This is a genomic window from Alphaproteobacteria bacterium, from assembly GCA_033344895.1.
In the GTDB taxonomy this organism is placed as follows: Bacteria; Pseudomonadota; Alphaproteobacteria; order UBA8366; family Aestuariispiraceae; genus Pacificispira.
On sequence record JAWPMN010000001.1, the window covers coordinates 1,964,630 to 1,989,655 of the forward strand.

General features: G+C 62.9%; 19 protein-coding genes and 1 pseudogene. 9 read left to right on the top strand and 11 right to left on the bottom strand.

The genetic code is table 11. The features are described 5' to 3' along the window. The first annotated feature begins 115 nt into the window (after positions 1 to 115). From R8L07_09630 to R8L07_09645, 4 genes are all read left to right on the top strand, one after another. Complete coding sequence (locus R8L07_09630) at positions 116 to 1,639, top strand: tetratricopeptide repeat protein (GenBank protein ID MDW3205796.1); 1,524 nt, start codon at positions 116 to 118, stop codon at positions 1,637 to 1,639. A 34-nt stretch (positions 1,640 to 1,673) separates the two neighbouring features. Further along, a complete protein-coding gene (locus R8L07_09635) occupies positions 1,674 to 2,930 on the top strand; it encodes a FecR domain-containing protein (GenBank protein ID MDW3205797.1) in 1,257 nt (418 codons plus the stop codon). 52 nt (positions 2,931 to 2,982) lie between these two features. Next, a complete protein-coding gene (locus R8L07_09640; protein ID MDW3205798.1) occupies positions 2,983 to 5,262 on the top strand; it encodes an adenylate/guanylate cyclase domain-containing protein in 2,280 nt (759 codons plus the stop codon). A 169-nt stretch (positions 5,263 to 5,431) separates the two neighbouring features. After that, positions 5,432 to 7,252 (top strand): HD domain-containing phosphohydrolase, encoded by a 1,821-nt coding sequence (locus R8L07_09645; protein MDW3205799.1) that lies wholly within the window; start codon positions 5,432 to 5,434, stop codon positions 7,250 to 7,252. A 69-nt stretch (positions 7,253 to 7,321) separates the two neighbouring features. Here the strand turns inward: R8L07_09645 and R8L07_09650 are convergent. Next, positions 7,322 to 9,276, bottom strand: a pseudogene (locus R8L07_09650) (PhoX family phosphatase). A gap of 174 nt (positions 9,277 to 9,450) precedes the next feature. Between R8L07_09650 and R8L07_09655 the strand changes: the two are divergent. From R8L07_09655 to R8L07_09670, 4 genes are read left to right on the top strand one after another with little or no spacing between them, the layout of a single operon-like run. After that, on the top strand, positions 9,451 to 10,116 hold the full coding sequence (locus R8L07_09655) for a DUF6134 family protein (protein MDW3205800.1): 666 nt from the start codon (positions 9,451 to 9,453) through the stop codon (positions 10,114 to 10,116). Position 10,117: 1 nt separating this feature from the next. Further along, positions 10,118 to 11,653, top strand: coding sequence for a cryptochrome/photolyase family protein (locus tag R8L07_09660; GenBank protein ID MDW3205801.1), 1,536 nt, complete (start codon positions 10,118 to 10,120; stop codon positions 11,651 to 11,653). Then, positions 11,650 to 12,405 carry an SDR family NAD(P)-dependent oxidoreductase gene (locus R8L07_09665; GenBank protein ID MDW3205802.1) on the top strand — a complete coding sequence of 252 codons (756 nt, stop codon included), beginning with the start codon at positions 11,650 to 11,652 and terminating at the stop codon, positions 12,403 to 12,405. The genes R8L07_09660 and R8L07_09665 overlap by 4 nt, the downstream gene beginning before the upstream one ends. A 1-nt stretch (position 12,406) precedes the next feature. Further along, positions 12,407 to 12,865 (top strand): nuclear transport factor 2 family protein, encoded by a 459-nt coding sequence (locus tag R8L07_09670; protein ID MDW3205803.1) that lies wholly within the window; start codon positions 12,407 to 12,409, stop codon positions 12,863 to 12,865. Here R8L07_09670 and R8L07_09675 read toward each other — a convergent pair. From R8L07_09675 to R8L07_09710, 8 genes are all read right to left on the bottom strand, one after another. Then, positions 12,846 to 13,439, bottom strand: coding sequence for a DUF3833 domain-containing protein (locus R8L07_09675; GenBank protein MDW3205804.1), 594 nt, complete (start codon positions 13,437 to 13,439; stop codon positions 12,846 to 12,848). The genes R8L07_09670 and R8L07_09675 overlap by 20 nt on opposite strands. Continuing rightward, positions 13,436 to 14,788: an MFS transporter gene (locus R8L07_09680; protein MDW3205805.1), complete on the bottom strand. Its 1,353-nt coding sequence runs from the start codon at positions 14,786 to 14,788 to the stop codon at positions 13,436 to 13,438. The genes R8L07_09675 and R8L07_09680 overlap by 4 nt, the downstream gene beginning before the upstream one ends. Positions 14,789 to 14,803: 15 nt before the next feature. After that, a complete protein-coding gene (locus R8L07_09685; protein MDW3205806.1) occupies positions 14,804 to 16,042 on the bottom strand; it encodes a cyclopropane-fatty-acyl-phospholipid synthase family protein in 1,239 nt (412 codons plus the stop codon). Positions 16,043 to 16,085: 43 nt separating this feature from the next. Beyond that, a complete protein-coding gene (locus tag R8L07_09690) occupies positions 16,086 to 16,859 on the bottom strand; it encodes a DUF1365 domain-containing protein (protein MDW3205807.1) in 774 nt (257 codons plus the stop codon). Then, the gene (locus R8L07_09695; GenBank protein ID MDW3205808.1) at positions 16,856 to 18,214 is read right to left on the bottom strand and encodes an FAD-dependent oxidoreductase; all 1,359 of its coding nucleotides are present in this window, start codon (positions 18,212 to 18,214) and stop codon (positions 16,856 to 16,858) included. The genes R8L07_09690 and R8L07_09695 overlap by 4 nt, the downstream gene beginning before the upstream one ends. A 3-nt stretch (positions 18,215 to 18,217) precedes the next feature. Then, positions 18,218 to 19,666: a deoxyribodipyrimidine photo-lyase gene (locus tag R8L07_09700; protein ID MDW3205809.1), complete on the bottom strand. Its 1,449-nt coding sequence runs from the start codon at positions 19,664 to 19,666 to the stop codon at positions 18,218 to 18,220. 257 nt (positions 19,667 to 19,923) lie between these two features. Continuing rightward, positions 19,924 to 20,613, bottom strand: coding sequence for a ligase-associated DNA damage response endonuclease PdeM (gene pdeM, locus R8L07_09705; GenBank protein MDW3205810.1), 690 nt, complete (start codon positions 20,611 to 20,613; stop codon positions 19,924 to 19,926). A 6-nt stretch (positions 20,614 to 20,619) separates the two neighbouring features. Further along, positions 20,620 to 23,067, bottom strand: coding sequence for a ligase-associated DNA damage response DEXH box helicase (locus R8L07_09710; protein ID MDW3205811.1), 2,448 nt, complete (start codon positions 23,065 to 23,067; stop codon positions 20,620 to 20,622). Between the two features lie 219 nt (positions 23,068 to 23,286). On the opposite strand from R8L07_09710, the gene R8L07_09715 reads away from it, so the two are divergent. Continuing rightward, positions 23,287 to 23,553: a hypothetical protein gene (locus tag R8L07_09715; GenBank protein MDW3205812.1), complete on the top strand. Its 267-nt coding sequence runs from the start codon at positions 23,287 to 23,289 to the stop codon at positions 23,551 to 23,553. 100 nt (positions 23,554 to 23,653) lie between these two features. On the opposite strand, the gene R8L07_09720 is transcribed toward R8L07_09715, so the two are convergent. Continuing rightward, on the bottom strand, positions 23,654 to 24,076 hold the full coding sequence (locus tag R8L07_09720; protein ID MDW3205813.1) for an HIT family protein: 423 nt from the start codon (positions 24,074 to 24,076) through the stop codon (positions 23,654 to 23,656). After that, positions 24,073 to 24,990, bottom strand: coding sequence for a pseudouridine-5'-phosphate glycosidase (locus R8L07_09725; protein ID MDW3205814.1), 918 nt, complete (start codon positions 24,988 to 24,990; stop codon positions 24,073 to 24,075). Before R8L07_09725 ends, R8L07_09720 begins: the two co-directional genes overlap by 4 nt. Positions 24,991 to 25,026 lie beyond the last annotated feature (36 nt).

The following is a 25,026-nucleotide window of genomic DNA, read 5'->3' on the forward strand; positions in this document are numbered from 1 at the left end:
TCCCGGTCGCGGAATCCCGGCATTTATGCTTTGTCTGAAGCGCGACGCTTGATAGTTTTGCTATAGTTGCAGATCGGCGTATGTGTCGTCGGTGGGGAGTTACGGGGGAAGCTTTATGGGCACTCGGTTTGTTCAAAAGGCGGTTGTCGGCGCGACGGGCGCCGCGCTGAGTGCATTCCTTCTGCTCCAGGGAGCCGGCGCACAGCAGGTGTCTCCCGAACAGGAAGTCGAGAAGGCCGAGACGCGTCAGGCGGATTTCGAATCCTCAATCCGCGCCGCGAGCGAGGCGAGCCGCGCCCTGGCGACCGAGGAATGCCCGCCGGTGTCCTTCGCCGATATCCTGTCTGACCCGGACAACATATCGCTGAACGTCTGCTATGCCCGATCCCAGATCGATCGCGGGGATGTGCGCGGCGCAGCCGCCACGCTGGAACGTATTCTGCTGATCGCCCCGGACGCGCTGGATGTTCGGTACTATTATGCCCTGGCGCTGTATCGACTGGACAGCATCGACGAGGCGGAACGCGAATTCCGCGCGGTTGAGCGCGCCGAAGGCATCCCGACGGAAGTCCGGGCGCAGGTTCAGGATTACCTCGCGGAGATCGAGCGGCGTCGGCAGCGCACCAAGCATTCCGTGACGGTTGGTCTGGGGACCTATTACGATACCAACCGGAACTCGGCGCCACACTCCGGCGAACTGGAAGCGGCCGGCGTCCGCGCATCGATCAACAATACCGAGGATCGCCAGAAAGGCATGCTCGGGATCCTGACGATCATGAATTACGATTTCACGCATGATCCCGGGTTCCAGAACCAGCATGAAATCTTCGGCGGCGTCGATCTCTACGCCGACACCCTGACGGAACAGAGCCGCCTGGACGTTCACGCGGCGACCTTCGATCTGGGTATGCGCCTGCGGTTCCCGACCTTGACCTTCTCGCCCCGTGTATTCGTGCGCACCATGCGGCTGGACTGGGCGAAATTCTATCAGTCGGAGGGCCTCGAACTTCGGGTCGATCACAAGCACCGGCTTGTCGGCCTCGAGGAACTGCCGCGGCTGGACACTTTTGCGTCCTTCACCATCCAGGATGAGGATTACCACAATACCCCGAATTTCGGCACACTGACCCTTCGGTCCGGAAACAAGTACACGACCATGGCCGGGGCGGGGATGCGGGTTGATCCCGACCACTATCTGCGCCTGACCGGAACGGCCGAGTTCAAGTCCGCCGCGCCGGACCAGACGAATGGCGGTGCGCGCATTTACTCCTATAAGGACTATCGCGCCGAGGCGAGCCACACCTGGCTCTTGGGCGGCGAGCATTATCTGCTCAGCAGCCTGATGATGGGGGTGCGCCAATACAAGGCGTCTGATGTGCTGGTCGTCGGCGGCGGCGGTGAAAGGCGCATCGAACGTCCGTTCCGTGCCCGCATGACCTACGGCATGCCGCTGGTCGATCTGATTGGCGATGACTATCTGCAGCGGTCGGTGAACATCAACGATTCGATCCAGGACTTCCTGAACGGCACGAATATCGCGTTCTCGGGTGAGTACAAATTCGTGCGTTCGAACATCACGAACTTTCAGTATGACAGCAGGCGCGTCTCGGTCTTGCTGACCCGAAAGCTGGATTTCTGAATTTGGCCGAACGGGCCATCGGCGGGAGGACATCATGAACCGCATTGCCAAGTCCCTGATCACCGCGTTGCTCGGTTCGACCCTTTGTTCCGGACTTGCCGCGGCGCAGGACGCTGCTCAGGCTGGGGTCTCGGCTGCGGTGCGCGGCCAGGTCGAACTGGCGCGGTCGAACGCGGTCGGGCGGCAAATCGTCAGCGCCGAGCCGATCTTTCTCCAGGATCAGATTTCGTCCGGGGTTGATTCCGGCATGCAGATCCTGCTGCTGGATGAAACGGTATTCACGATCGGCCCGGAAAGCGAGATGACCATCGACGAGTTCGTCTATGATCCGGCAACCGGCGAGGGGTCGTTGGCCGCGTCGATGGGCAAGGGCGTCATGCGGTTCGTCACGGGCAACATCTCCGACGGCACGCCGGAGAACATGACCATCAAACTGCCCGTCGGCACGATCGGGATTCGTGGCACGATCGGCGTCGCGGCGGTGTTGAGCCCGGATCAGGCACAACAACAGTTTCCCGGGCAGGCCCCGCAATTGAACGCCGGTCCGGGGCAGCCCGTGATCTTTGCTGCGCTTGCCGGTCCGGGGCCGCTGACCCAGACCAATTCGAATACAGGCTCGTTCAATTTCAGCTCTCCGGACGGCAGTGTCGATCTGAACCGCCCGGGCGGTGCCGTCCTGGCGACTCCCGGACAGCCGCCGGTCTTCTTCATCGCGCCTCCTGGGGCCATCCAGCAGGTCTCCGCATCCCTTGGCGGGCGCGGACAGCAACAGCAAGGATCACAGCAACAGGGGTCACAGCAACAGGGCGGCGACAGTCAGTCCACTCAGTTGAGCAATGCCAACGAGAATTCTGGCGCCGGGAAAGACGTTGTGCTGGTTCAATTGGAGAGCAATGCCCCGTCGACGCCGCTGCCGGCCCCGGAAAGCCCGTCATCCGAATCGACAACGTTCAGCGATCTCGCCGGGATATTCGGCAGCAGCGGATCGGCATCCGCCAGCGTACCGTTGAGCGGGATGGCCTCGGCGCCCAATGCGACGGCGTCCGTTTCGATCAGTTTCAGTGCCCGGCATATGAGTTTGAGCGGCAGCAACATGCCCGGTGGTTCCTTCAGCACGATCAGCGGACAGGAAGCCCAGTTGAACGATTCTTCGACAGGCGCGTCGTTCTCTGACAGCCAACTGAACTGTACCAATTGCAGCGGGACTGTCGCGTTCACCGGCGGTACGGGTATCAATGTCTCCGTGACAGAAGGCGGTCAAACCGGGTCGGGGAGCGGCAATCTGAACTGAGCCATCGGATGTAGCGGGCTTCGATCCGGATTGGTCGTAACCCGGCGCTGCCATGAAACATATCGGACGATATTCACCGATCTGGGCGCCGCTGCTGATTCTGGCAGCGGCGCTCTATGTTCGGGCGACCCAGCCGGCCTGGCTCGAACAGCTTCAGTTCTTCGTATTCGACACAATGCAGCGGGAATATCCGCGCGAGTATGTGCCGGATGCCGACATTCCGGTTCGAATCGTCGATATCGATGAAGACAGCCTGACGGCGCTGGGGCAATGGCCCTGGTCGCGTATCAAGATCGCGCAGCTCATCGTGAATCTGCGTCAGGCTGGCGCCGCCGTCGTCGCCTTCGACGTGGTGTTCGCCGAGCCGGATCGGATGTCACCGCCGAATGCCGCCGCGGAATGGTCCGTCCTGGCCGGGGCGGACGATCTGATCGAACAGGTCCGGCAACTGCCCGACTTCGATGCGGCCTTCGCGCAATACCTCCAGGCTTACAATCCCGTGGTGCTCGGCTTCGTCCTCAGCCAGGACGGCCGACTGCCGCATGTCCCGAAATTCGGCGGCACCTTCGCCACCAAGGGCCTGAGCGCCGGCGATGTGCGCCGGAAACTGGTACCGGTCTATGACGGTGCCGTCACAAACCTGCCGATCTTCGAGCAGGCGGCATCGGGCAACGGGACGTTCAGCCTGCGCCTGGAACAGGATGGTCTGGTGCGCCGGGTTCCGGTCGTCTTTCAGCTCGACAAGGGCGATGGTCAGGAGACCAATCTCTATCCTTCTCTGGTGGTTGAGGCATTCCGCACGGTGCAGGGCGTGGAGACGATGATTGTCCGGGCGGCCGGAACGGAAGGTGTTTCACTACTGGAACAGGGGAATGTCAGGGGTCTGGCCAATATCCAGGTCGGCGCGAAGACCGTGCCGACGGATGCGTTCGGACGCCTGTGGCTGCATTCCACCGGTCACAAGCCGCAACGGTATCTGTCCGCCAAGGATGTTCTGACCGGGGAATTCGATCCGGCAATGGTGGCGGGTGGCATCGTGTTCGTCGGCACCAGCGCCGCGGGACTGCTGGATTTGCGGTCGACGGTGATGCAGTCACAGTATCCGGGCGTCGAAATTCATGCCGAGATCGCGGAACAGATCATCGCCGACCACTATCTTCAGCGGCCCAGCATTGCGTTTCTCTACGAACTCGCCTTCATCCTGGGCCTCGGTCTTGTCCTGATAGCAGCCATGCCGAAACTGGGCGCGACGAAATCCGCCCTTCTGGGCGCAACCTGCGTAGCAGGCGCGTTCTACTTCTCCTGGTTCCGGTTCACGGAGGAACTGCAGCTCTTCGACCCGGTCTTTCCCAGCCTGTCATCCCTGGCGATCTACCTTACCGGCACCGTCATCCTGTATACTCGTGAGGAAGTGCAGCGGCGCCAGGTGCGCGGCGCCTTCGCGCAGTATCTTTCCCCGGCGCTGGTGGAACAACTGGCCGAACAACCGGAACGCCTGACCCTGGGGGGCGAGACCCGGACCCTGACCTTCCTGTTCTGCGATGTCCGCGGTTTCACGACGATCTCGGAGAGCTTCAAGGGCAATCCGCAGGGGCTGACGATCCTGATCAATCGCTTCCTGACGCCGTTGACGAACTGCATTCTGGAGCGGCAGGGGACGATCGACAAATATATGGGCGATTGCATCATGGCGTTCTGGAACGCGCCACTGGATGTTCCGGGGCACCCCCGCATCGCGTGCGACGCGGCGTTGTCGATGTTCGAGGCGCTTCATGACCTGAACGAGACCCGGCGTCGGGAAGCCGAGGCAGACGGCGTGCCCTTCCTGCCGCTCAATATCGGGATCGGCCTGAATACCGGCGAATGCGTTGTCGGCAATATGGGATCCGAGCAGCGATTCGACTACTCGGTGCTGGGCGACGCGGTCAACCTGGCGTCGCGACTTGAAGGGCAATCGAAAGGCTATGGCGTCGGCATTGTCATCGGGGAGGACACCCAGTCCGAAGCGGCGGCCGATTTCGCGACGCTGGAGCTCGACCGGATCGCGGTGAAGGGCAAGGTGGAGGCCGTTACGATCTTTACGTTGCTGGGCCGGAAAGACATGCGGCAGGGTCAGGATTTCGTCGATCACGCCCGGCGGCATGAAGAATTGCTGGATGCCTATCGCGGCCAGCACTGGACCAGGGCAACGGATCTGCTGGGCCAGGTCACCGGCGGGCTGGCCGGGGCGATGGACGGCTATTATGCCATGCTTGGTGCCCGTATTGCGGAGTACATGGTCGATCCGCCGCCCCGGGACTGGGACGGTGTCTATGTGGCGACCAGCAAGTAGCTCCGGACCGAAATCCACCGACGGATACAAAGTGGTGGCGCGATCGGCGTCTGACGCTATGGTTTGATGGAATCGGCGATGTCGACGCTTCCGTAAGGGCGTGAAACACTCTAGACTGAGGCGTTAACATTTTCAGACGCACGGATTCCGCGTTCGGGCGTCGCGCGGCATGGGTAATATTCAGGTACCAATGGAGACCGGCCTAGACCAAGGATCCGAAGCGATCCAGGACAACAGCGACGACCGGCGGTATTCGCCGTTCGGCCGGCGCGCAGGCGAGAAGATGATCCATCGTCTCGTGGAGTTGGGCATCGCCCTGTCCTCGGAGCGCAACCATGACCGCCTCATGGAGATGATTCTCCTCGAGGCGAAGACCATCTACAACGCCGATGGCGGAACGCTGTATCTGGTCACGGAGGACGAGACCGGGCTGTCCTTCCAGATTATGCGGAACGATACGCTGAACATCGCCATGGGCGGGACGACCGGGAAGAAGATCCCGTTCCCCCCGGTGCCGCTGTATCGCGAAGACCAGTCGAAAAACATGAACAATGTCGCCTCGGCGGTCTATCACCAGGCCGAGGCGAGCAATATACCCGACGCCTATGAGGCGGAGGAGTTCGATTTCTCCGGCACCAAGAAGTTCGACGAGACCACCGGCTACCGCTCCCAATCCTTCCTGACGGTGCCGATGATCAATACCGAACGCGAGGTTATCGGCGTTCTGCAGTTGATCAATGCGCGGTCTCCGAAGGGCGATACGGTTTCCTTCGACGCGTCGATGCAGCCGATGATCGAGGCCTTGACCAGCCAGGCGGCGGTCGCGCTCGAGAACCAGTTGCTGATCCAGCAGCAGCGCATGCTGTGGCACTCGCTGATCGAGATGATCGCCGCGTCGATTGACGACAAGTCGCCCTATACCGGCGGTCACTGCCAGCGCGTGCCGGAGATCACCAAGCTCTTGGCGAAGGCGGCCTGTGAGAGCGAGGAAGGCATCTTCGCCGGTTTCGACCTGAACGACGACCAGTGGTACGAACTGCATGTGGCGGCGTGGCTGCACGATTGCGGCAAAGTGACGACACCCGAATATGTCGTCGACAAGGCATCGAAGCTGGAGACGATCTACAACCGGATTCATGAAATCAGAACCCGGTTCGAGGTTCTGCGCCGGGATGCCGAGATCGCCTGCCTGAAGCGAAAGCTGGCGGGAGAGGACCCGGATACCTGCGACCGGGATTTCGAGTTCGACTGCGCGCGCCTGAACGAGGAATACGCCTTTGTGGCAACCGCCAATGTGGGCGGCGAGTTCATGGACGACGAGGATATTGAACGCCTGCACGAGATCGGGGCACAGACCTGGACGCGGCATTTCGACAAGACCCTGGGCCTGAGTCCGCCCGAGGCGATGCGCGTCGAGAAGAATCCGCCCCCGCCGCCGCCGGCTGTCGAGCCGCTGCTCGGCGATCTGCCGGAACACAAGGTCGGCAATTACAATGCCGGTGAGCTGTACAATCTATCGATCCGGCGCGGTACGGTGACCGCGGAGGAACGGGAGAAGATCAACGACCATATCGTCGTGACGATCAAGATGCTGGAACAGCTGCCCTTCCCGAAGAAGATGAAGCGCGTTCCGGAATATGCCGGCGGCCACCACGAAAAGATGGATGGGACCGGGTATCCGCGCGGCTTGAAGAAGTCCGACATGTCGATCCCCGCGCGGATCATGGCGATTGCCGATATCTTCGAAGCGCTGACCGCCGCCGACCGGCCGTACAAGAAAGCGAAGACGATCAGCGAGTCGCTGAAGATCATGAAATTCATGTGCCAGGACCAGCATATCGATCCGGATCTGTTCGACCTGTTCCTGCGGACCGGGGTCTGGAAACAATATGCCGAGGAATTCCTGGACCCTGCGCAGATCGATCCCGTCAATATCGAGGATTATCTGCCGGCGGAGAACCTGCTGACCGCCCGCAAAGCGGCGGAATAGCCCCCAGTTTGATTCCCAGAGAATGCAGGCCGCGCGGCGAATGTCGCGCGGATTTTTCGCTGCCTCTGGTTACCCGCCGACCTTTCCGCCGTTCTGTCGGGTGATCTGAACGACGGACGGGCGCGGGGGCATGCCGTTCCGGAAATCCGGCCAGCGCGTGGCAGGGTCATCAAAGGTGGAGGCGCGCTCAAAGCCGGGAAAGTGCTTCGTGCCGTCTGACGCCGGGTGCTGGACCGCCACGAACAGGGCCTTGCCGTCCGGCGCGAAAGCGGGTCCGCACAGTTCCGCGCCGATCGGCACCCGAAAGAACATGCGTCCGGTGCCGCGCCGCGGCCCTTCCGTTTCCATCGCCCAGAGGCCATCAGCCGTGCCGGACCTGGCCCAGGCGCTGCCCTGATCGGTGCTGATCCACAGACGGCCGTCGGGATCGACGGTGCAATTGTCCGGGGAGGCAAACCAGCCATCCTCGCTGGTGGCGGCATTCCACTTTGCGCCAACCTCCGAGTCTGCCGGATTGCCGCATACGACCAGGAGATCCCAGAAAGCGCGTCCGGACCCATGGTCGGCATCTGCCGGGGTCAGTTCGATGATCTGGCCGAAGGCATTCGCCGCCCGCGGGTTGGGGCCGTCGACCTGATCCGGTTCGCGCTTGGTATTGTTGGTCAACATCACATAGACCTTGCCGGTCCGCGGGTTGGCCTGCACGTCTTCGGGCCGATCCATCCTGGTGGGCCCAGGAGATCCGCCGCCAGCCGGGTGGAAATCAGCACGTCCCCCTGGTCCCGGAAGCCGTTCTCGGCGGTCAGGGGGCCGGTGCCGTGGACCAGCGGCAACCAGTCCAGCGAGCCGTCTTCGTTGAACCGGGCAACCGACAGGATGCCTTCATCCAGAAGGTCGCGGTTGGCCGCTCGGTTCTCCGGATCGTAGGGGTGTTTGGTGACGAACCGGTAGAGATAGTCGAACCGCTGGTCGTCCCCCATATAGATGACGACACGCCCGTCGCCGCTGACGATGGTTTCGGCGCCCTCGTGCTTGAAGCGGCCCAGCGCCGTTCGCTTCACCGGCATCGATGTCGGGTCCATCACATCGACCTCGACCACCCAGCCGAAACGGTTCGCCTCGTTCGGTTCTTTGGCAATGTCGAAGCGGTCCTCGAACCGGCCCCAGGCATACCACTCCCCCGGCACACCATAGCGTTTCAGGATCGCCGCTTCGGGATGGGCGTCGGCTGCATCCTTACCCCAGAAGTAGCCGTTGAAATTCTCCTCGGCCATAAGGTAGGTGCCCCAGGGGGTGATCCCGCCGGCACAGTTGTTGATCGTCCCCAGAACCGTCCTGCCGGCCGGATCGGACTTGGTTCTGACACGGTCATGGCCGGCCGCCGGCCCGGACAGCCGCATCGGGGTCTGCGCCGTGATTCGCCGGTTCAGCCTACCCCCCACATCGACTCGCCACCGGCCGTCGTCCCCGCGTGCAATCTCAACGATGGTGCCGCCATGGGCGGCCATTTCAATGGCGACCAGATGGGCGGTCATGTCCGCGAACCCCGCCTTGTCCTGGCGGCTGAGGCCCGGGAACATCAGCTCCTCGTTGGTGTATTCGTGATTGACGCAGAGAACCGCGCGATCGGTCGACAAGGGAACGATCCCGATGAAATCGCAATTGTAGCCGAACTGTCGGCGTTGCGCCTCGGTGGTTTGAAAGAGGGGGTCGAAATCCGGTGAATCCGGGAACAGCGGATCACCCCAGCGCAGCAGGACGTCCGCATCATGGCCCGGTGCGACATGGTGGGTTTCGTCGACGCCGTGCCGTATTTCCTGGAAATCGAAGGGGGTGCCGAGCGCTGCGTCGGCGGCGGCGTATCGGCCGCCGACGGCAAGTGACGTTCCGGCCATCAGGGCGCCTTTCAGGATGCTCCGCCGGGAAAGCCGTCGCATGTTGATGGCGTCGAAGGTCTCGTTGCCACTCGGGTTGCTGGGAATGTCGTCGGCGTCTTCCATCGCCTGTTCGCGCGTCCGTTCCATCCGGGTTGTTTCCTGCCTGTGAAGATCGGGAACGTGTACTGAATCTCACTACTCTTTGATGGTTGCCACCGCGTGTACCGGCCAGGACAGATCGGTGACAGACCCCCACAATGATCCACCGTGACCGTCGCCGCGTATCGCACAGTGTACCGATTCACAAATCATGGGTAAGTCATGCCGTCCGCAATTGATCGCCGCACCATTCTTTTGGGCCTGACCGGATTAGCCCTATCGGGCGGGATCGGTGCCGCTCGGGCCGGTCTGACCACGCCGGATGCCGATCGGACCTTTGCGGTCTTTCGCAACGGCGACCCGATCGGGCATCACAAGATCGATATCCGGGCTGAGGGCGAAAGGACGGTGGTCGATATCGATATATTGCTGGAAGTCGGAATCGGTCCGCTGATCCTTTACCGGTACACTCATCGAAATCGCGAAATCTGGCAGAACGGCGCGTTCCAAAGCTTCGAATCCGAAACAGATGACGACGGTGACACCTACCGGATAAGGGCCGAGCGGGATGGCGACGTGATCCGTGTGAGCCGCAGCCGGGGTGACGATTACGAGACCGGCGACCTTTCCCTCCTGCCCACGACCTATTGGAACCCGGAAACGGTCAACCGCCCCCGGATGATCAATACCCAGGACGGCGAGATCGTCGAGGTGCAGATCGATGCTGGTGACTGGCAGGCCGTGGAAACCGCCGCCGGCCAGGTTGACGCCCGCCGCTTCGATGTCCGGGGCGATATGACCCTCAGTCTCTGGTACGATCGCGCCGGAAACTGGACAAAACTGTCCTTCCCGCTGAAGGGGGACGAGTTCGAGTATCAGCTGGCCTGACATGTCGACTGCGCGCGGGACGTTGCGTCTGGTTCTCGGCGATCAGCTGTCGCCGGGTCTGTCGGCTCTGGAAGATATCGATGTCGAAAACGATGTCGTGCTGATGGCCGAGGTAGCGGAAGAGGCGACCTATGTGCGGCACCATCCCAAGAAGATCGTCTTTCTGTTCTCCGCAATGCGTCATTTCGCCGAAACGCTACGCGAGCGCGGTGTTCGCGTATGGTACGTGCAGCTCGGTGACCCGGATAACAGCGGCAGCATTCCAGGCGAGCTCAGGCGCGCCGTCGCGGCCCTGGACGTTCAACGCGTGGTTACCACCGAGTGCGGGGAGTGGCGCCTGCAGCAGGCGATCGCGGATTGGTCTGGACCGGTATTGCTTGAAACGCGTGAGGACACGCGATTCATCGCCAGCCGCCGCGACTTTGCGCAATGGGCCGAAGGACGCAAGCAGCTTCGCATGGAGTATTTCTATCGCGAAATGCGCAAGCGGACCGGGCTTCTAATGCAGGATGACGGATCGCCGGCAGGCGGTCAGTGGAACTTCGACAAGGACAACCGTCAGCCGCCGGATGACGGCCTTTTCCGACCCCCGGCCGTTCCTGAAATCGCGCCGGACGAGATTACGAAATCGGTAATCGACGTGGTCCGCGACCGCTTCCCGGATCACTATGGATCCCTGGACCCCTTCACGATCGGAACGTCCGCCGGGGATGCGGAGCGATGCGCCGACTTCTTCATTCGGGAGCGGCTGGCCCTGTTCGGCGACTATCAGGACGCCATGCTGACCGGCGAGCCGCAGATGTATCATTCCCTGCTGTCGCAATATCTGAATGCCGGATTGCTGGATCCGCTGGACCTGTGCCGACGGGCGGAGAAGGCATGGCAGGACGGCGCAGCACCGTTGAATGCCGTCGAAGGGTTCATTCGCCAGATCCTGGGATGGCGGGAGTTTGTTCGGGGTCTCTACTGGCTGAAAATGCCGGATTATGCAGAGAGCAACTTCCTCAATGCAAAGCGGCCGCTGCCGGAGTTCTTCTGGACCGCCGAAACCGAGATGAACTGCCTGCATCAGTGCATCGGACAGACCCTGGGTGACGCATACGCGCATCACATACAGCGTCTTATGGTGATCGGAAACTTCGCGCTGCTGGCGGGGCTGACGCCAAAGGCCGTATGCGAATGGTATCTATGCGTCTATATCGATGCGTACGAATGGGTGGAACTGCCGAATACCCATGGCATGGCCCTGTTCGCGGATGGCGGGCAGATGGGGTCGAAACCCTACGCCGCCAGCGGCAAATATATCGACCGGATGTCGGACTACTGCGCAGCATGCCGGTTCGACCCGAAGAAGCCTGCCGGAAAGGACGCGTGTCCCTTCAACTACCTGTACTGGGACTTCATGGAGCGTCACGCCGATACCCTGTCCGGCAACCCGCGCATGGCAATGATGTACAAATCCCTGTCCCGTATGGCCGATGACAAGCGCGCGGCCATCGCGGACTCGGCAGCCCGATTCTTGAAGGAACTGAAATGAGCGATAGCGAAAGACGTGTCATCTGGATCACCGGCGCGAGCATGGGGATCGGGGCGGCCGTGGCCCGGCGCGCGGCGCGCGAGGGCTGGATCGTGGCCATCAGCGCGCGGTCTCGCGACAAGCTTTCGGAACTGGAGGCGGAACACGACGCGATCCATGCCTATCCGCTGGACGTGCTGGATCGTGACGAGAATGCCTCCGTGCTGGACCGGATCGAGAAGGATCTGGGGCCGGTGGACACGGTCGTCCTGAATGCGGGGACCCATGCCGAGATGGCGGCGGACGAGTTCGACTCCGCGGCTGCGGCCCGGGTCTTCGATTTGAATCTCACCGGTTTGGCGAACGGGATAGAACCGGTCCTGAAGCGGTTTCTGGGCCGTGGGCACGGGCGCCTCGCCCTGACGGCAAGCGTTGCCGGTTATCGCGGCCTGCCGCGTGCTGCGGCCTACTGCGCCAGCAAGGCGGGGGTCATTGCGATGGCCGAATCCCTTGCGGCCGAGATCGGCCATCGCGGGGTTCGTGTCCAGGTCATCTGCCCCGGTTTCGTGCGCACGCCGTTGACCGACAAGAACGATTTCCCGATGCCGTACCTGATGGAGCCTGACGACGCGGCCGAACGGGTCATCCAGGGCCTGAAGAGCGATCGGTTCGAGATTGCCTTCCCGCGTCGCTTCGTATGGCAGCTCAAACTCTTGCGGCTGCTGCCTGCCGGCCTCTATTTTCGACTGATCCGGAAAGCGACAGGCCACTGACATGACGGAAAACTTCCTGCTGGACGGCACCCGGCGCTGGGCCGAGGCATTTGCCAGCCCGATGCCGGAGGGCATCGAACCGCTCCTCGCGCTGGCGGCGCCGGATATCCGTTTCACCGATCCGTTCAGTGATGTGACCGGCAGGGAAGGGCTGAGGGCGGTACTGGTGGATATGTCCGAACGGTGCACGCAGGCGCGCTTCGACATTCTGGACGTCGCCGCTTCGCAGCGCGCCGGCTACATCCGCTGGCACTTCCGGTTTGTGCCCAGGGGGCGGGACGGCAAGGCGTGGGAGTTTCAGGGAATGAGTGAAATTCTCTTCGCTGACGACAGGTTGGTGCGCCACCATCTGGACCACTGGGACAGCGCATCGCAGCTCTATGCCAGGCTGCCCGTGCTGGGCTGGCCGGTGCGCCGGATGCGCGCCGCCCTGGCGGTCACTACTCCGCCGCCTGAGTAACCAACGCCTGATCAACTTGCGGCGCGCCGGCCTGGCTTAACGCGTCGGTCTTGCTGAAAGAGATTACGGCCGTTCCCAGCTCGATCCCCCATTTGGAGATGGTGGCGCGGTTGATGACCGTACCGTTCGGCTGCAGGAACATCCAGTCATCGAAGACCACCCGCAGGGTTCGGTCCTTCATCTTCAGATCGAACGTGTACTCCCAATGGAAGGCGTTTCCGGCGATCTGGCCTCGGGCCTTGCCGACAACGCCGTCGGCAGTGCCCTCGTACCGTGTCTCGTCGAGGCGGGTGAGGGTCCAAATGCGGCGTTCCGTTTCGCCGTCGTCATAGGTGAAATCTTCCACGAGCGTCAGCTGGTCGCCGTCGACCCGACCCTCGATATCGACAATGAACTGGCGGCGGACATCCCCAAATCGGTCGTAGAAGATGCCCGACGCCTCGGTCGTTCCCGCGAAGAAGGTTTCCAGCTCAAATTTCGGTTCTTGGTTCTCGAAATCCGATATTTTCATCCCGCTACATCCCATCAATGTCAGCAACGCCAGGATCGCTGCCGTGGATTTTCCAGCTCTCATTCATCCGACCCTTCAATGCGGACGCGCAGGGCATCCTGTGTCTCGGCGTTGAGCGGGAACCGCCACATCAGGGCGATCGCCGCCAGCTTGAAAGCAATCGGCACCGCCCCGTAGAGCAACGCCAGGACCAGGGTCCCATCGCCTTCCGGAATTGCCGACGCATCCGTATCCAGCCCCGCCGCGTCGAGCAGCGGAAAGGCAATTCCCACGGCCAGCGCCAGGGCCAGTTTCGTGGCCATGCCCCACAGGGCGAAGTACACACCGGTCCGAGCCGGGCCGCCCTGCTGCGCCGTGTCGACATCCACGACATCCGCCTGCATGGATGGCGGCAGGGCCAGGTCGGCGCCCAACGCCAGACCGGTGCCGATGCACAAGGCCATGTAGGCCACCGAGTCGCCCTGCCCCAGGAAGGGCGCCAGAGCGAACCAGCCGCAGGCCCAGATCATGGCCACACACCAGGTTCGGTGCTTGCCGATCTTTCCCGCCAGCCACAGCCAGAGGGGCAGGCCCGCGATGGCTACAAGGAAATACGTTGAAAGGAAGAGGCCGGATTGCTCCGGCTGGCCAAGAATCGCACCCACATAGAGAAGAAACAGTGTCGCGGGCAGACCATTGGCGATCCCGTTCAGGATCCAGGCGAACAGGAGCCGGATGAACGGTTTGTTGCCGGCCATGCGACGCAAACCGTCGCGCCATTCGGACCGTCCGGTTGGGCCGCCGGATCGGACGATGATGGGGTCGGGGAGTAGCAGGAGCGCGGGTCCCACCGCAAGCGGCAGCCCGATTGCCAGGACAAGTCCAACCGTCGCCAGAGCCTCGGCCCGGGTTTCCGGAGAGCCGGCTGCGGCGACAAGGCCGCCGGCCACAAGCGTGCCGATCACGACGAAGCCTTCCCGCCATGCGGTGATGCGGTTGCGTTGATTATAGTCGCCGGTGAGCTCCGCGCCCCAGGCCTGATAGGGCAGCATGACCAGCGTCCAGCCCAGATGCAGAACCATCCCGGCAAACAGCAGATGGAGAAGACCCGCATCCGAGGGGGGGCGGAACAGCATCCAGCCGCCGATGACCGCCACAGGCAGCCCGATGGCGACCCATAGGCGCCGGCGCCCGTAGCGCCCGCCGATCCGGTCGGACAGGATGCCGACCAGCGGATCCGTGACGACATCCCACAGCCGCATGGCCAGCACGACCAGCCCGACCAGCCCCAGCCCGAGGCCAAGGTCGACGGCGTAAAAATTGGGGATATGGATATAGAGCGGCAGCGTGACCGCCGCGAGCGGCAATCCCGGCAGACCATAGAGTACGAGGGTGCGAAGCCCGATTGTCGGGCCGCCTTCTCCGGACGACATCGCGCGGTCTCCCGGTCAGGCGCGGGCCAGGGTCACGCGTTTGACATCGATATTGTCGGCGCGGAATCCAGCCTCGCAATAGGCCAGATAGTACTCCCACATGCGCTTGAACCGGGTGTCGAAACCCTGCTCGCGGATATCCTGCCACGCGTCCTGGAAGCGGATGTTCCATTCCGCCAACGTTCGGGCATAGGACAGCCCGAAGCCCTCGCTGGATACCTGCCGCAGACCGGATTGCTCCGCACATTTCCGCAGCACGGTGGGGGAAGGCAGCATGCCGCCCGGGAAGATGTAGCGCTGAATGAAGTCGGGACGGCGCCGGTAATTGTCGAAATGCTTCTCGCCGATCGAGATGATCTGCAGGGCCGCCCGTCCACCATCGACCAGCCGTTCGCGCAACGTGTCGAAAAAGACCGGCCAGTACTTCTCTCCAACCGCCTCGAACATCTCGATGGAAGCGATGCCGTCGAACTTGCCTTCCAGATCCCGGTAGTCGATCAGGCGGATATCGACCTTCTCGTTCAACCCCTCCCGCTGCATCCGGGCCTTCGCGTAATCGTGTTGTTCGCGCGAAATCGTGATGCCGGTGACATGCGCCCCGCGCTCCTTGGCGACTCGCTCCGCGAATCCGCCCCAGCCGCATCCGATTTCGAGAATCCGCGCTTCCGGTCCCAGATCCAGACGATCCGCCAGCAGATCGTATTTGAGTGCCTGGGCGCTGCTGAGGTCCGGTGCGCGGTCGGCATACTGGGCCGAAGAGTATGTCATGCTGGGATCGAGCCAGCGCTCGTAGAAATCGTTCCCGAGATCGTAGTGATGCGCAATATTGCGGCGGCTGCCTTCCCGGGAATTGCCGTTGAAGCGGTTGTGGACCAGCCGGTTGAACGCCCGATAAATCGCACTGCCGTTCAACGTGTCGTCCAGTGCCTCGTAATTCATGGCGCCGACGGTCAGGAAATCCGCCAGATTGGGACTGTCCCAATCCCCGTCCATATAGCTCTCACCCAGACCGACATTGCCGCCCAGTATCATGCGTCGGATGAACCGGTTGTTGCGGATGAAGAGACGGCCGACCGGGCCCGGCGCCTGACCGCCGAACCGGCGCGTGACGCCTTCGGGCACCGTGATTTCGAACGTTCCGAAGCGAATGCGCTCGGCAATCGCGAAGGTCAGTCTGCTGGCCAGGGAAAGCCGGCCGGAGCCATTATCGGTTTCCATATCCGTAAAGGCCGTGCTGCGGTCGATATGCGTCATGGGATCACCAGGATGTTTCGCTGTCAATTGACTCGGGGACCTGTCATCGCGTGACATGTTGCGCGGGACGGGGCGGTTTGGAATGGAAACGCGCACCCTTCAGCCAGAGCCGCAGGGCCTCCCAATGAATTCCGGCAAAGACCTTTGCCGTCATCAACGGATGACGTGCGATAGCGGTGGCAATGGCGCCGTCTGTCATGGCGCGGCCGCGGCCGGTATGCCGGGCGACCAGAAGTGGCGAGTCGGATGCATCGGACTGGCGGATCTGCACGGCCAGCTTCCCGTCCGGCGGACGCACGGCGAAACGATACCGGCAATCCATCCCGATAAAGGGGGAGACGTGAAACACCTTGCGGGTTTCCTGATGCACGACATCCGATCCCGGCCCGTCGACGGGGATCAGGTAGCCGTGGGATTCGCCGAAAGTGTTCGATACCTCGTACAGGATTGCGCGCAGGACCTCGTCCCGATCATAACAGAAATGCAGCGACAGCGGATTGAACGCATAGCCCCAGAGGCGCGGGAATGTAAGCAGTCGAAGCGGACCGCCCTGCAGGTCGATGCCTTGAGCCGATAACGAGGCTTCGACCCAGGACCGAATCGTCGATCCGTCGCGATGACCGTAGTCGCGGTCGTGAATGCTGACCGGCGCCCAGCGATTGTGACCGAAGAGCGAAAGGTCGCGGCCCATGTCCGGCAATCGGTCCGGGTCGACCAGCACCGAAAAGACCGAATAGGTCAGTTCGTGCGTGACCGGCTTCAGGCGCTTGTGCATCACCTTGCCGAAATAGAGGGTCGCGTCCGGAATGGCGGTCATGCTGCGGCCTCAATGATGTCTCGAACTGCCGTTCCGCCCAGCGGATCGGCGCTGCGCGAGACCGCGCGCATCGCATGGACCGGATGATGACCCCAGGGAGCATCGACGCCCAAGGCGCGGGCGACGGCCACTGCGGATCCCAAACCGTCTTCGTGGAACCCGTAACCGCAATAGCTGCCGCAGTACCACACGCCGCCGCTACCCTGGATGTCGGGCAGGCGGGTTTGGGCGGCCATGGCGCCGTGATCGAAGACCGGGTGGTCGTAGTCGAACTCCCTCACGATGTGGTCCGCCCGGACCTCCTGAATGGGGTTCAGGGTCACGAAAAGCGGACGCGCCGGGTCGAGGGACTGCAGATTGTTCATCCAGTAGGTGACGGAAACGCGGCTCTCGTCCTGTGCACCGCCGCGTTCCGTCAGATAGTTCCAGCTGGACCAGACCCTGCGGCGCAGCGGCATCTGGCCGGGATCGCTATGCAGGACGGCACGGTTCCGCTGGTAGCCGAAACTGGACAGGATCGACTGTTCCTGTGCCGATTGTCCCTCCAGCAGGGCGGCTGCCTCGTCCCCGTGACAGGCGAAGACGACGCGGTCATAGACTGCCTGAGACCCATCCTGAAGATGCACGGTCACGCCGTTCGGACCGCGTCGCACGGCGCGGACTCCGCAACCGGTGCAGATGTCCCGCCGCAGGTCGGCGCGCAGTCGGGAAACATAGCTTCGACTGCCGTTCCTGACGGTCCACCATTGCGGCCGGTCGTTGACCTGAAGCAGCCCGTGATTGTCGAAGAAGCGGATGAAACTGGCGGCGGGGAAGGCGCCCATCGTGCTGACCGGACAGGACCAGATGGCGGCCGCCATCGGCAGAAGGTGGTCGTCGATGAAGCTTTGGGAATAGCCGTCGCGTTTCAGCAGATCGTCCAGCGTCAGGGCGGCACATCCTTCGTCGGCCAGCAGATCGGGTGCTGCCTTGTAGAAGCGCAGGATGTCCCGGACCATGCGCAGGAACCGGGGGGAGACGATGTTCCGCTTCTGCGCGAACAGGCTACGCAGATCGCTGCCGCCATACTCCAGGCGACCCTGATCCGCGGATACCGCAAAGGACATGTCGGTCTTGATACGCTCGACGCCCAGCGTGTCCAGCAGGCCGATGAGATTCGGGTAGGTTCGTTCATTGTAGACGATGAAGCCGGTGTCGACCGGTATCGACCCGCCGTCCTGCGTCGGGGCGTCCACGGTGTTGGAATGTCCGCCGGCATAGCCGTTGCGCTCATAAACCGTAACGTCATGCTGCCGGTTCAGGAGCCAGGCCGATCCAAGGCCCGCAACGCCACTGCCGATTACCGCGATTTTCATGTTTCAGGCCGCCCCCTTGATTTCATCATATGCACTCAACGCCCTCTCCCGCGCACGCTTGTGTTCGACAATCGGCTTTGGATAGGTCCGGCCCAGATCGATGCCGGCCTCGTCCAGAACGCTGTCGGGCGCGGTCCAGGGCTCATTCAGGTATTTGTCCGGCAGCGCAGCGATCTCCGGGATCCAGCGCCGGATATAGGTCCCGTCGGGGTCGAACTTTTCGCCCTGTCCGATCGGGTTGAAGATTCGGAAATAGGGGGCGGCGTCGGCGCCGCAGCCCGCGACCCATTGCCAGTTCGCAACATTGTTGGCCAGGTCCGCATCCACCAGCGTGTCGCGGAACCATGCCTCGCCGTGCCGCCAATCGATCAAGAGGTGCTTCACCAGGAAGGACGCCGCGACCATCCGCACACGATTGTGTATGAAACCGGTATGCCAGAGCTCCCGCATGCCGGCGTCGACCATCGGATAGCCGGTCCGGCCTTTCTGCCAGCGTTTCAGCGCGTCCTCATTGTCCAGCCAGGGAAAGGCGTCGAATTTTTCATTGTAGTTCCGCACCGGCATTTCCGGATTGTGGAACAGCAGGTTGTGGTTGAAGTCCCGCCAGCCGATTTCACGCAGGAAAGACCAGATTCCGGACTCGGCCTGGCCGCCCTCGCGGTGGGCCGCGTCGCGGGCAATGTGCCAGATTTCCCGGGGGCTGAGTTCACCGAAGGCCAGATGCGGGCTGAGGCGTGACGTGCCGTCCAGGTCGGGACGGTTCCGCCTGTCGCCATATCGGGCGACAGAGGATTCCAGAAAATCCGACAGCCGCGCGCGTGCCCCGGACTCACCCGGCGACCAGCTTTCCTGAAGGCCGCCGGACCAATCCGGCTTGGTCGGCAGCAGCGACCAGTCTTCCAGGTCGTCCCCGGACCTGTCTGTGGGCAGGCCTGGTAGAACGTCCGGCGCCGCGACCGGCCTGGGCGGGTCGCCCATGGCGCAAAGGGCCTTCCAGAAAGGCGTGAAGACGCCATAGGCTCCGCCAGCCTTGGTCTTGACCTCCAACGGTTCGCGCAGCAGCGAGCCGTTGAAGCTTTCGACGTAGAATCCGCGATCCTTCAGATCGGTTTTCAGGTTCATGTCGCGGGCGACCGCTTCGGGCTCGTAGCATCGGTTCCAGAAAACGGCTTCGATGTCGAATTCCCTGCAAAGGTCGGGAATGATCGTGGGGGGCTCGCCCGATTTCAGGATGAACGTTCCGCCACGCGCAGCGATGTCGTCCGCCAGTGCTGCAAGACTGTGGTGAAGCCACCAGGCGGCGGCCCCGCCGACCGGAAGGGCACCGCTTGTCGCCTCATCGCGAATGAACACGCAGACCACGGGTCCACCGCGCGCAATGGCGGCCTGAAGAGCAGGGTTGTCAGAGAGGCGCAGGTCCTTGCGAAACCATACGAGGCTTGGGCCGGTCATATACACTTTCCAAACGGGCTTACCGAACGATGTGTCGGCGAGATTTTTTCATCACACTAATCGGTACGCGCGGGCGCCGCATTTTGGATTACGACGCCACCGGCAATTTTTTTGATCATTTCGGTGATCCGGCTCAGATCGGGCGGCGTATCGAGTGTACGAACCGGTTCGACCGGTCGTCTACGGTAGACCCCTCCCCCCCACATCTACCGATGGCAGGAGCGGGCCGGAATCGAGAGATTTCGGCCCGTTTCCGTTCAGGCAACCTTTCGCAGACGGGATCGTGGGACCCGAAGGACACCGCGCCGCATGGTAAGGTGGACACAAAATCCCTTTGGAAAGAGATCGGCTATGGCCGGATTCCAGACGGACAGACCCCCGGTATAGGCGCCGAACGACGGCAGGATCAGGCGCCGGGCATCCTCGACGAAACACCGCGCGGACAGGCGTCTGGCGCGGGTCTCAATCGACGCCTTGGGGTGAAAGTGGCCGGAAACCTCCCCGGCGCCGGCCTGCGGTACTGCTTCGTGCCGAAACACCAGTGGCCCGTCGACCAGTTCTTCCTGGACGGTGCCGCCCAATTCCGCGGGCGGGGCGGGGTCGTGATTGCCCGCAATCCAGATCCATTCCGTGGATTGGGTCAGATCGGAAAGGCAATTGCGATCCTGCGCGGTCAGTCGCCGCGCCGCGTCGCTGTCGTGAAAGCTGTCACCAAGGCAGATGACCCGGCGCGGCCTTGCCGCTGCGATGGCTTCGCGCAACGCCGTCAGGGTGGCACGGCTGTCATAGGGCGGCAGCATCTGGCCGGTGACCGATGCATAGGCGGAGCCCTTTTCAAGGTGAAGGTCGGCAACGATCAGCGTGTCGCGATCCGGCCAGTACAGGGCACCGTCGGACCGGGCATGCAGACGCGCACCATTCAGGAGAATCGGGCTTTCCACGGACATGGCCCGTTATAGCGGAAGTCCGCCCTGAGGGTCCATGTGCATTGCCTCGTCGATCAGGTCCTGGGCCAGTTCGTCGAACAACTGATCCTCTGCGTCGCCGTAGACCGCCTCTTTCCCGACTTCCAGCAGGATCGGCACGGCCAGGGGCGATACCCGATCAAGCCGGCGATGGCGGATACCCTGTTTCGCGCGGCGCAGAAACTCGGCCAGTCGCTCGACATCGATCATGCCGGTGCGCGCATCGGCGCGGGTCGCACGTAGCAGGACATGGTTCGGCTCGTGACGCCGCAGCACGTCATAGATCAGATCGGAGTTGAAGGTTACCTGGCGGCCGGTCTTCTCCTGGCCCGGCTGACGGCGCTCGATCAATCCGGCGATCACGGCGACATTGCGGAAGGTCCGGCGCATCAGGGAACTTTCCTCCATCCACGCTTCCAAATCGTCGCCCAGCATGTCCTCGTCGAACAGGGTCTCCATGTCCTTTGCCGGATGCAGGCTCCAGACGGCGATGACATAATCGCTGGCGACGAATCCCAGTGGCGCCAGACCCATGCGCTCCATCCGCCGGGTCAGTAGCATTCCCAGGGTCTGGTGGGCGTTCCGACCGGCAAAGCTGTAGGCGACCAGATATTCCTTTCCTCCGCGCGGGAAGGTTTCGACCAACAGGCCGTCCGGGCCCGGCAGCACCGAGCGCCATTGCTGCAGGCGCAGCCATTCCTGCACCTGATCCGGAAGGCCCTGCCACGATTTCGGATCGGACAGGGCTTCGCGCACCCGCTCCGACAGATGCGTCGTGAACGGCATGCGCCCGCCCATATAGGATGGCACTTTCGGGTCGCCGCCGCGTGCCGGCGTGACCTCGACGGCGGTCTGCTTGATCCCCTCGTAGCGCAGCAGCCTCCCGGCAAAGACGAATGTATCTCCGGGCTCCATCATGGTGACGAAATATTCCTCGATCTCGCCCAGCGTTCCGCCGCCGCCGCGCATGCGAACCTTGAGGGTCACCGCCTCGACAATGGTGCCGATATTCATCCTGTGCCGATGGGCCAGCTTGGGATTGGCGACTTCATAAGTGCCGGCTGCCGTATGGAACAGCTTCTTCCAGCGGTCGTAACTCTGCAGCGCATAACCGCCATCCTCCACGAAACGCAGCACGTCGTCGAACGTGTCGCGGTCCAGGTTGCGATAGGGTTCCGCACGGATGACCTCCGCATAGGTTTCGTCCGGATGCAGCGGCGCGGCACAGGCCAGGGACATGATATGCTGGGCCAGGACATCCAGCCCGCCGTCGCGCGGCGGATCGCCGTCCAGCGTGCCCTGATCCACCCCGTCGATGGCACAGCGGCATTCCAGCACTTCGAACCGGTTGCAGGGCACCAGAAGCGCACGGCTGGGCACGTCCAGCCGGTGTCCGGCGCGACCGATGCGCTGAATCAGACGTGATACGCCCTTGGGCGGGCCGACCTGGACCACCAGATCGACCGCCGCCCAGTCGATGCCCAGATCCAGAGACGAGGTCGCGACCACGGCGCGCAGGCTTCCGGCCGCCATCGCCGCCTCGACCTTGCGCCGCTGTTCCCTGGCCAGCGACCCGTGATGCAGGGCGATGGGAAGCGCATCCTCATTGGCGTGCCACAATGCCTGGAACAGCAGTTCCGCCTGGGCCCGTGTATTCACGAAGACGATCGCAGTGCCGGTCTTCCTGATCTCTTCGTAGATCTCCGGGACGGCGTGCAGGCCGTAATGACCGGACCAGGGCAGGCGTTCCTTCGTGTCCAGGATGCGGATATCGGCTCGCTTTGCGCCACCGCCCTTTATCACCGGCACGCTGTCGGGGTCGGCGTTCGGGGCGATATAGGCGCGAAGGGCCTCCGGCCAGGCAACCGTCGCCGAAAGGCCGACCCGCTTCACGTCCGGTGCGATGGTCGAAAGGCGCGCCAGGCACAGGGCCAGGTGATCACCGCGCTTCGTGCCGACCAGCGCGTGGGTCTCGTCGACGACAATGCGCTTCAGGGAGGCGAAGAAGTCGAAACTGTCCGGCGATGCAATCAGAAGGGCCAGAGATTCCGGTGTCGTCAGCAGAATCTGCGGCGGGGTTTCGCGCTGGCGCTTACGCCGATTGGCGGGCGTGTCGCCGGTACGGGTCTCGATGCGGATGTCCAGTCCCATCTCCTCGACCGGGACGGTCAGGTTGCGCTGAATGTCCACCGCCAGAGCCTTCAACGGCGAAATGTAGATCGTGTGGATGCCGTCGGTCGGACGTTCCGCCAGGTCGATCAGGGAGGGTAGAAAGCCCGCCAGCGTCTTGCCGCCGCCGGTCGGGGCGATCAGCAGGGCATGCGCACCGCGACGGTCCGCCGCCAGCATCTCGATCTGGTGCGGATGGGGGGCCCAGCCGCGACCGGCGAACCAGTCGGTGAAGCGGGGGGGCAAGGTTGCGGGAAGGTCGTTCATGGCGCGTCAGAGTATAGCGCCGCCACCGGATCCGGCGAGACCGGACATGGGTCCGGACGTTGTTTCGGCTGTGAAACGAAGTTCTTGCGAGAGTTTAGGAAGGGCGCTTAAGAGCCTATTCAACAAATGAAAATCGAGTTGATGACAAGCCGATCCGAATCGCTGTACCTCCATTTCACAGCCCGGGTCTTCTGGCGAACCTGCCCGGGTGGAGGAACCATGATTTGTGATCTAGAAACCACCGGGACCCCCCGTGTGAACTTTGCCGAAGAGCAGAAGCGCAAGGTGATGACCTTGTTCCTGGATGCGTGGGATGAAGCCTGCGCCCAGGGCTTGCCGAGCGAACTTCTGTCCGAGGTCTGTCTGTACCTGGCACTGACGGACCTTGTGGAGGACCATGGCGAAGATGATGTCGCGGACATCATCGAGACCCTGCCCTACCGCATTCGGACCGGCGAGTTCACGATGGAGGAAGAACGGCACTGACCTGATACACCGACCTGGGGGCACGAACCGGCTGGCACCGGTGCGGGCGGCAGGACAGCGGTTGCGGGGATGGGATGCGTGTGGCGGCGCCTGACTTCGGTCAGGGCAGGCAGGCGCGTATCCGCTTCACCGTGTCCGTCAGCCTGTCTTCCGTATACGGAACCGGATCGCCCACACCCCAGATCGGTCCGGGCCATGCCGGGTCGTCGCGATAGCGCATGACGATGTGGACGTGCAACTGCGGCACCATGTTGCCCAGGGCCGCGACATTCGTCTTGTCCGCGCCGAATTCCTCTTTCATGCGTCGGGACAGATGCGCGATCTCGTCACTCAGGACGACGCGGTCCGTCGCGTCCAGGTCGTGCCATTCTGTCAGGTCCGCGTGGCGTGGGACCAGTATGACCCAGGGAAACCGGGAATCCTTCGACAGCAGCACCCGGCACAGCGGCGTGTCACCGACTGTTTCGCAATCGGCGGCCAGCTGCGGGTGAAGGGTGAAGACATCATTTCCGTCGTCTGTCATCTTGCTCCTTCCGCCAGGGCGACGGCAATTTCGCCGCCGACCCGGGCATTATCGATCAGCAGGGCTTTGTTCGCGGCGAGACTGCGCCCGCCGGAAGCGTTTGCGATATGCCGCAGCAGATAGGGCGTAACCTCTTTCCCTGCAATGCCTTCCCTTTCCGCAGCCGCCAGCGCGGCGTCGACCCATGTCGCAACCTCGTCCGACGGGATGGCCGCGTCTTCGGGTACCGGATTGCAGACCAGCAATCCGCCCAGTCCCAGCGCCCAATGAGCCTTCGCGACCCGGGCAGCGGCATTCGCGCCCGCCAGCGCGGCGTCGACGGGAAGGCCGCTGTCACGGCAGTGAAAAGCGGGTAGCCGATCGGTTCGATACCCCAGGACCGGAACGCCCTGGGTTTCCAGCACCTCCATCGTGCGCGGCAGGTCCAGGATGCTCTTTGCGCCGGACGACACGGTCAGCACCGGCGTGCGCGCCAGTTCCAGCAGGTCCGCGGAGATGTCCATGCTGTGCTCCGCCCCACGATGGACACCGCCGATCCCGCCGGTTGCGAAGACACGGATTCCGGCGACATTGGCGCAGATCATCGTGGCGGAAACCGTCGTCGCGCCCGTGCCGTTCAGCGTCAGGCAGGCGGCCAGATCACGGCGGCTCAACTTGGCGACCACGGCGTCCGGGTCGGCCAGTCTGGCACGGTCTTCTTCGGACAGCCCGACGCGAATACGGCCGTCCAGGACCGCAATGGTCGCCGGTACCGCGCCGGCTTGCAGGACTGCGGCTTCCATTGCCGCCGCCGCCTCCAGATTGTCGGGGTAAGGCAGGCCATGCGCGATCACGGTGGATTCCAGCGCCACGACGGGGGCGCCGCCGTGCAGGGCGGACCGGACGGCGCCGGACAGGCTGATGAAGTCTTGCATGGCAGCATGCTGTCAGGTGCCGGGGCAGGCGGCAAG

Excerpts from the sequence above, each read along its gene's own strand:
- R8L07_09630 (MDW3205796.1), top strand. The coding sequence starts at position 116 with ATGGGCACTCGGTTTGTTCAAAAGGCGGTTGTCGGCGCGACGGGCGCC.
- R8L07_09635 (MDW3205797.1), top strand. The coding sequence starts at position 1,674 with ATGAACCGCATTGCCAAGTCCCTGATCACCGCGTTGCTCGGTTCGACC.
- R8L07_09640 (MDW3205798.1), top strand. The coding sequence starts at position 2,983 with ATGAAACATATCGGACGATATTCACCGATCTGGGCGCCGCTGCTGATT.
- R8L07_09645 (MDW3205799.1), top strand. The coding sequence starts at position 5,432 with ATGGGTAATATTCAGGTACCAATGGAGACCGGCCTAGACCAAGGATCC.
- R8L07_09655 (MDW3205800.1), top strand. The coding sequence starts at position 9,451 with ATGCCGTCCGCAATTGATCGCCGCACCATTCTTTTGGGCCTGACCGGA.
- R8L07_09660 (MDW3205801.1), top strand. The coding sequence starts at position 10,118 with ATGTCGACTGCGCGCGGGACGTTGCGTCTGGTTCTCGGCGATCAGCTG.
- R8L07_09665 (MDW3205802.1), top strand. The coding sequence starts at position 11,650 with ATGAGCGATAGCGAAAGACGTGTCATCTGGATCACCGGCGCGAGCATG.
- R8L07_09670 (MDW3205803.1), top strand. The coding sequence starts at position 12,407 with ATGACGGAAAACTTCCTGCTGGACGGCACCCGGCGCTGGGCCGAGGCA.
- R8L07_09675 (MDW3205804.1), bottom strand. The coding sequence starts at position 13,439 with ATGAGAGCTGGAAAATCCACGGCAGCGATCCTGGCGTTGCTGACATTG.
- R8L07_09680 (MDW3205805.1), bottom strand. The coding sequence starts at position 14,788 with ATGTCGTCCGGAGAAGGCGGCCCGACAATCGGGCTTCGCACCCTCGTA.
- R8L07_09685 (MDW3205806.1), bottom strand. The coding sequence starts at position 16,042 with ATGACGCATATCGACCGCAGCACGGCCTTTACGGATATGGAAACCGAT.
- R8L07_09690 (MDW3205807.1), bottom strand. The coding sequence starts at position 16,859 with ATGACCGCCATTCCGGACGCGACCCTCTATTTCGGCAAGGTGATGCAC.
- R8L07_09695 (MDW3205808.1), bottom strand. The coding sequence starts at position 18,214 with ATGAAAATCGCGGTAATCGGCAGTGGCGTTGCGGGCCTTGGATCGGCC.
- R8L07_09700 (MDW3205809.1), bottom strand. The coding sequence starts at position 19,666 with ATGACCGGCCCAAGCCTCGTATGGTTTCGCAAGGACCTGCGCCTCTCT.
- pdeM (MDW3205810.1), bottom strand. The coding sequence starts at position 20,613 with ATGTCCGTGGAAAGCCCGATTCTCCTGAATGGTGCGCGTCTGCATGCC.
- R8L07_09710 (MDW3205811.1), bottom strand. The coding sequence starts at position 23,067 with ATGAACGACCTTCCCGCAACCTTGCCCCCCCGCTTCACCGACTGGTTC.
- R8L07_09715 (MDW3205812.1), top strand. The coding sequence starts at position 23,287 with ATGATTTGTGATCTAGAAACCACCGGGACCCCCCGTGTGAACTTTGCC.
- R8L07_09720 (MDW3205813.1), bottom strand. The coding sequence starts at position 24,076 with ATGACAGACGACGGAAATGATGTCTTCACCCTTCACCCGCAGCTGGCC.
- R8L07_09725 (MDW3205814.1), bottom strand. The coding sequence starts at position 24,990 with ATGCAAGACTTCATCAGCCTGTCCGGCGCCGTCCGGTCCGCCCTGCAC.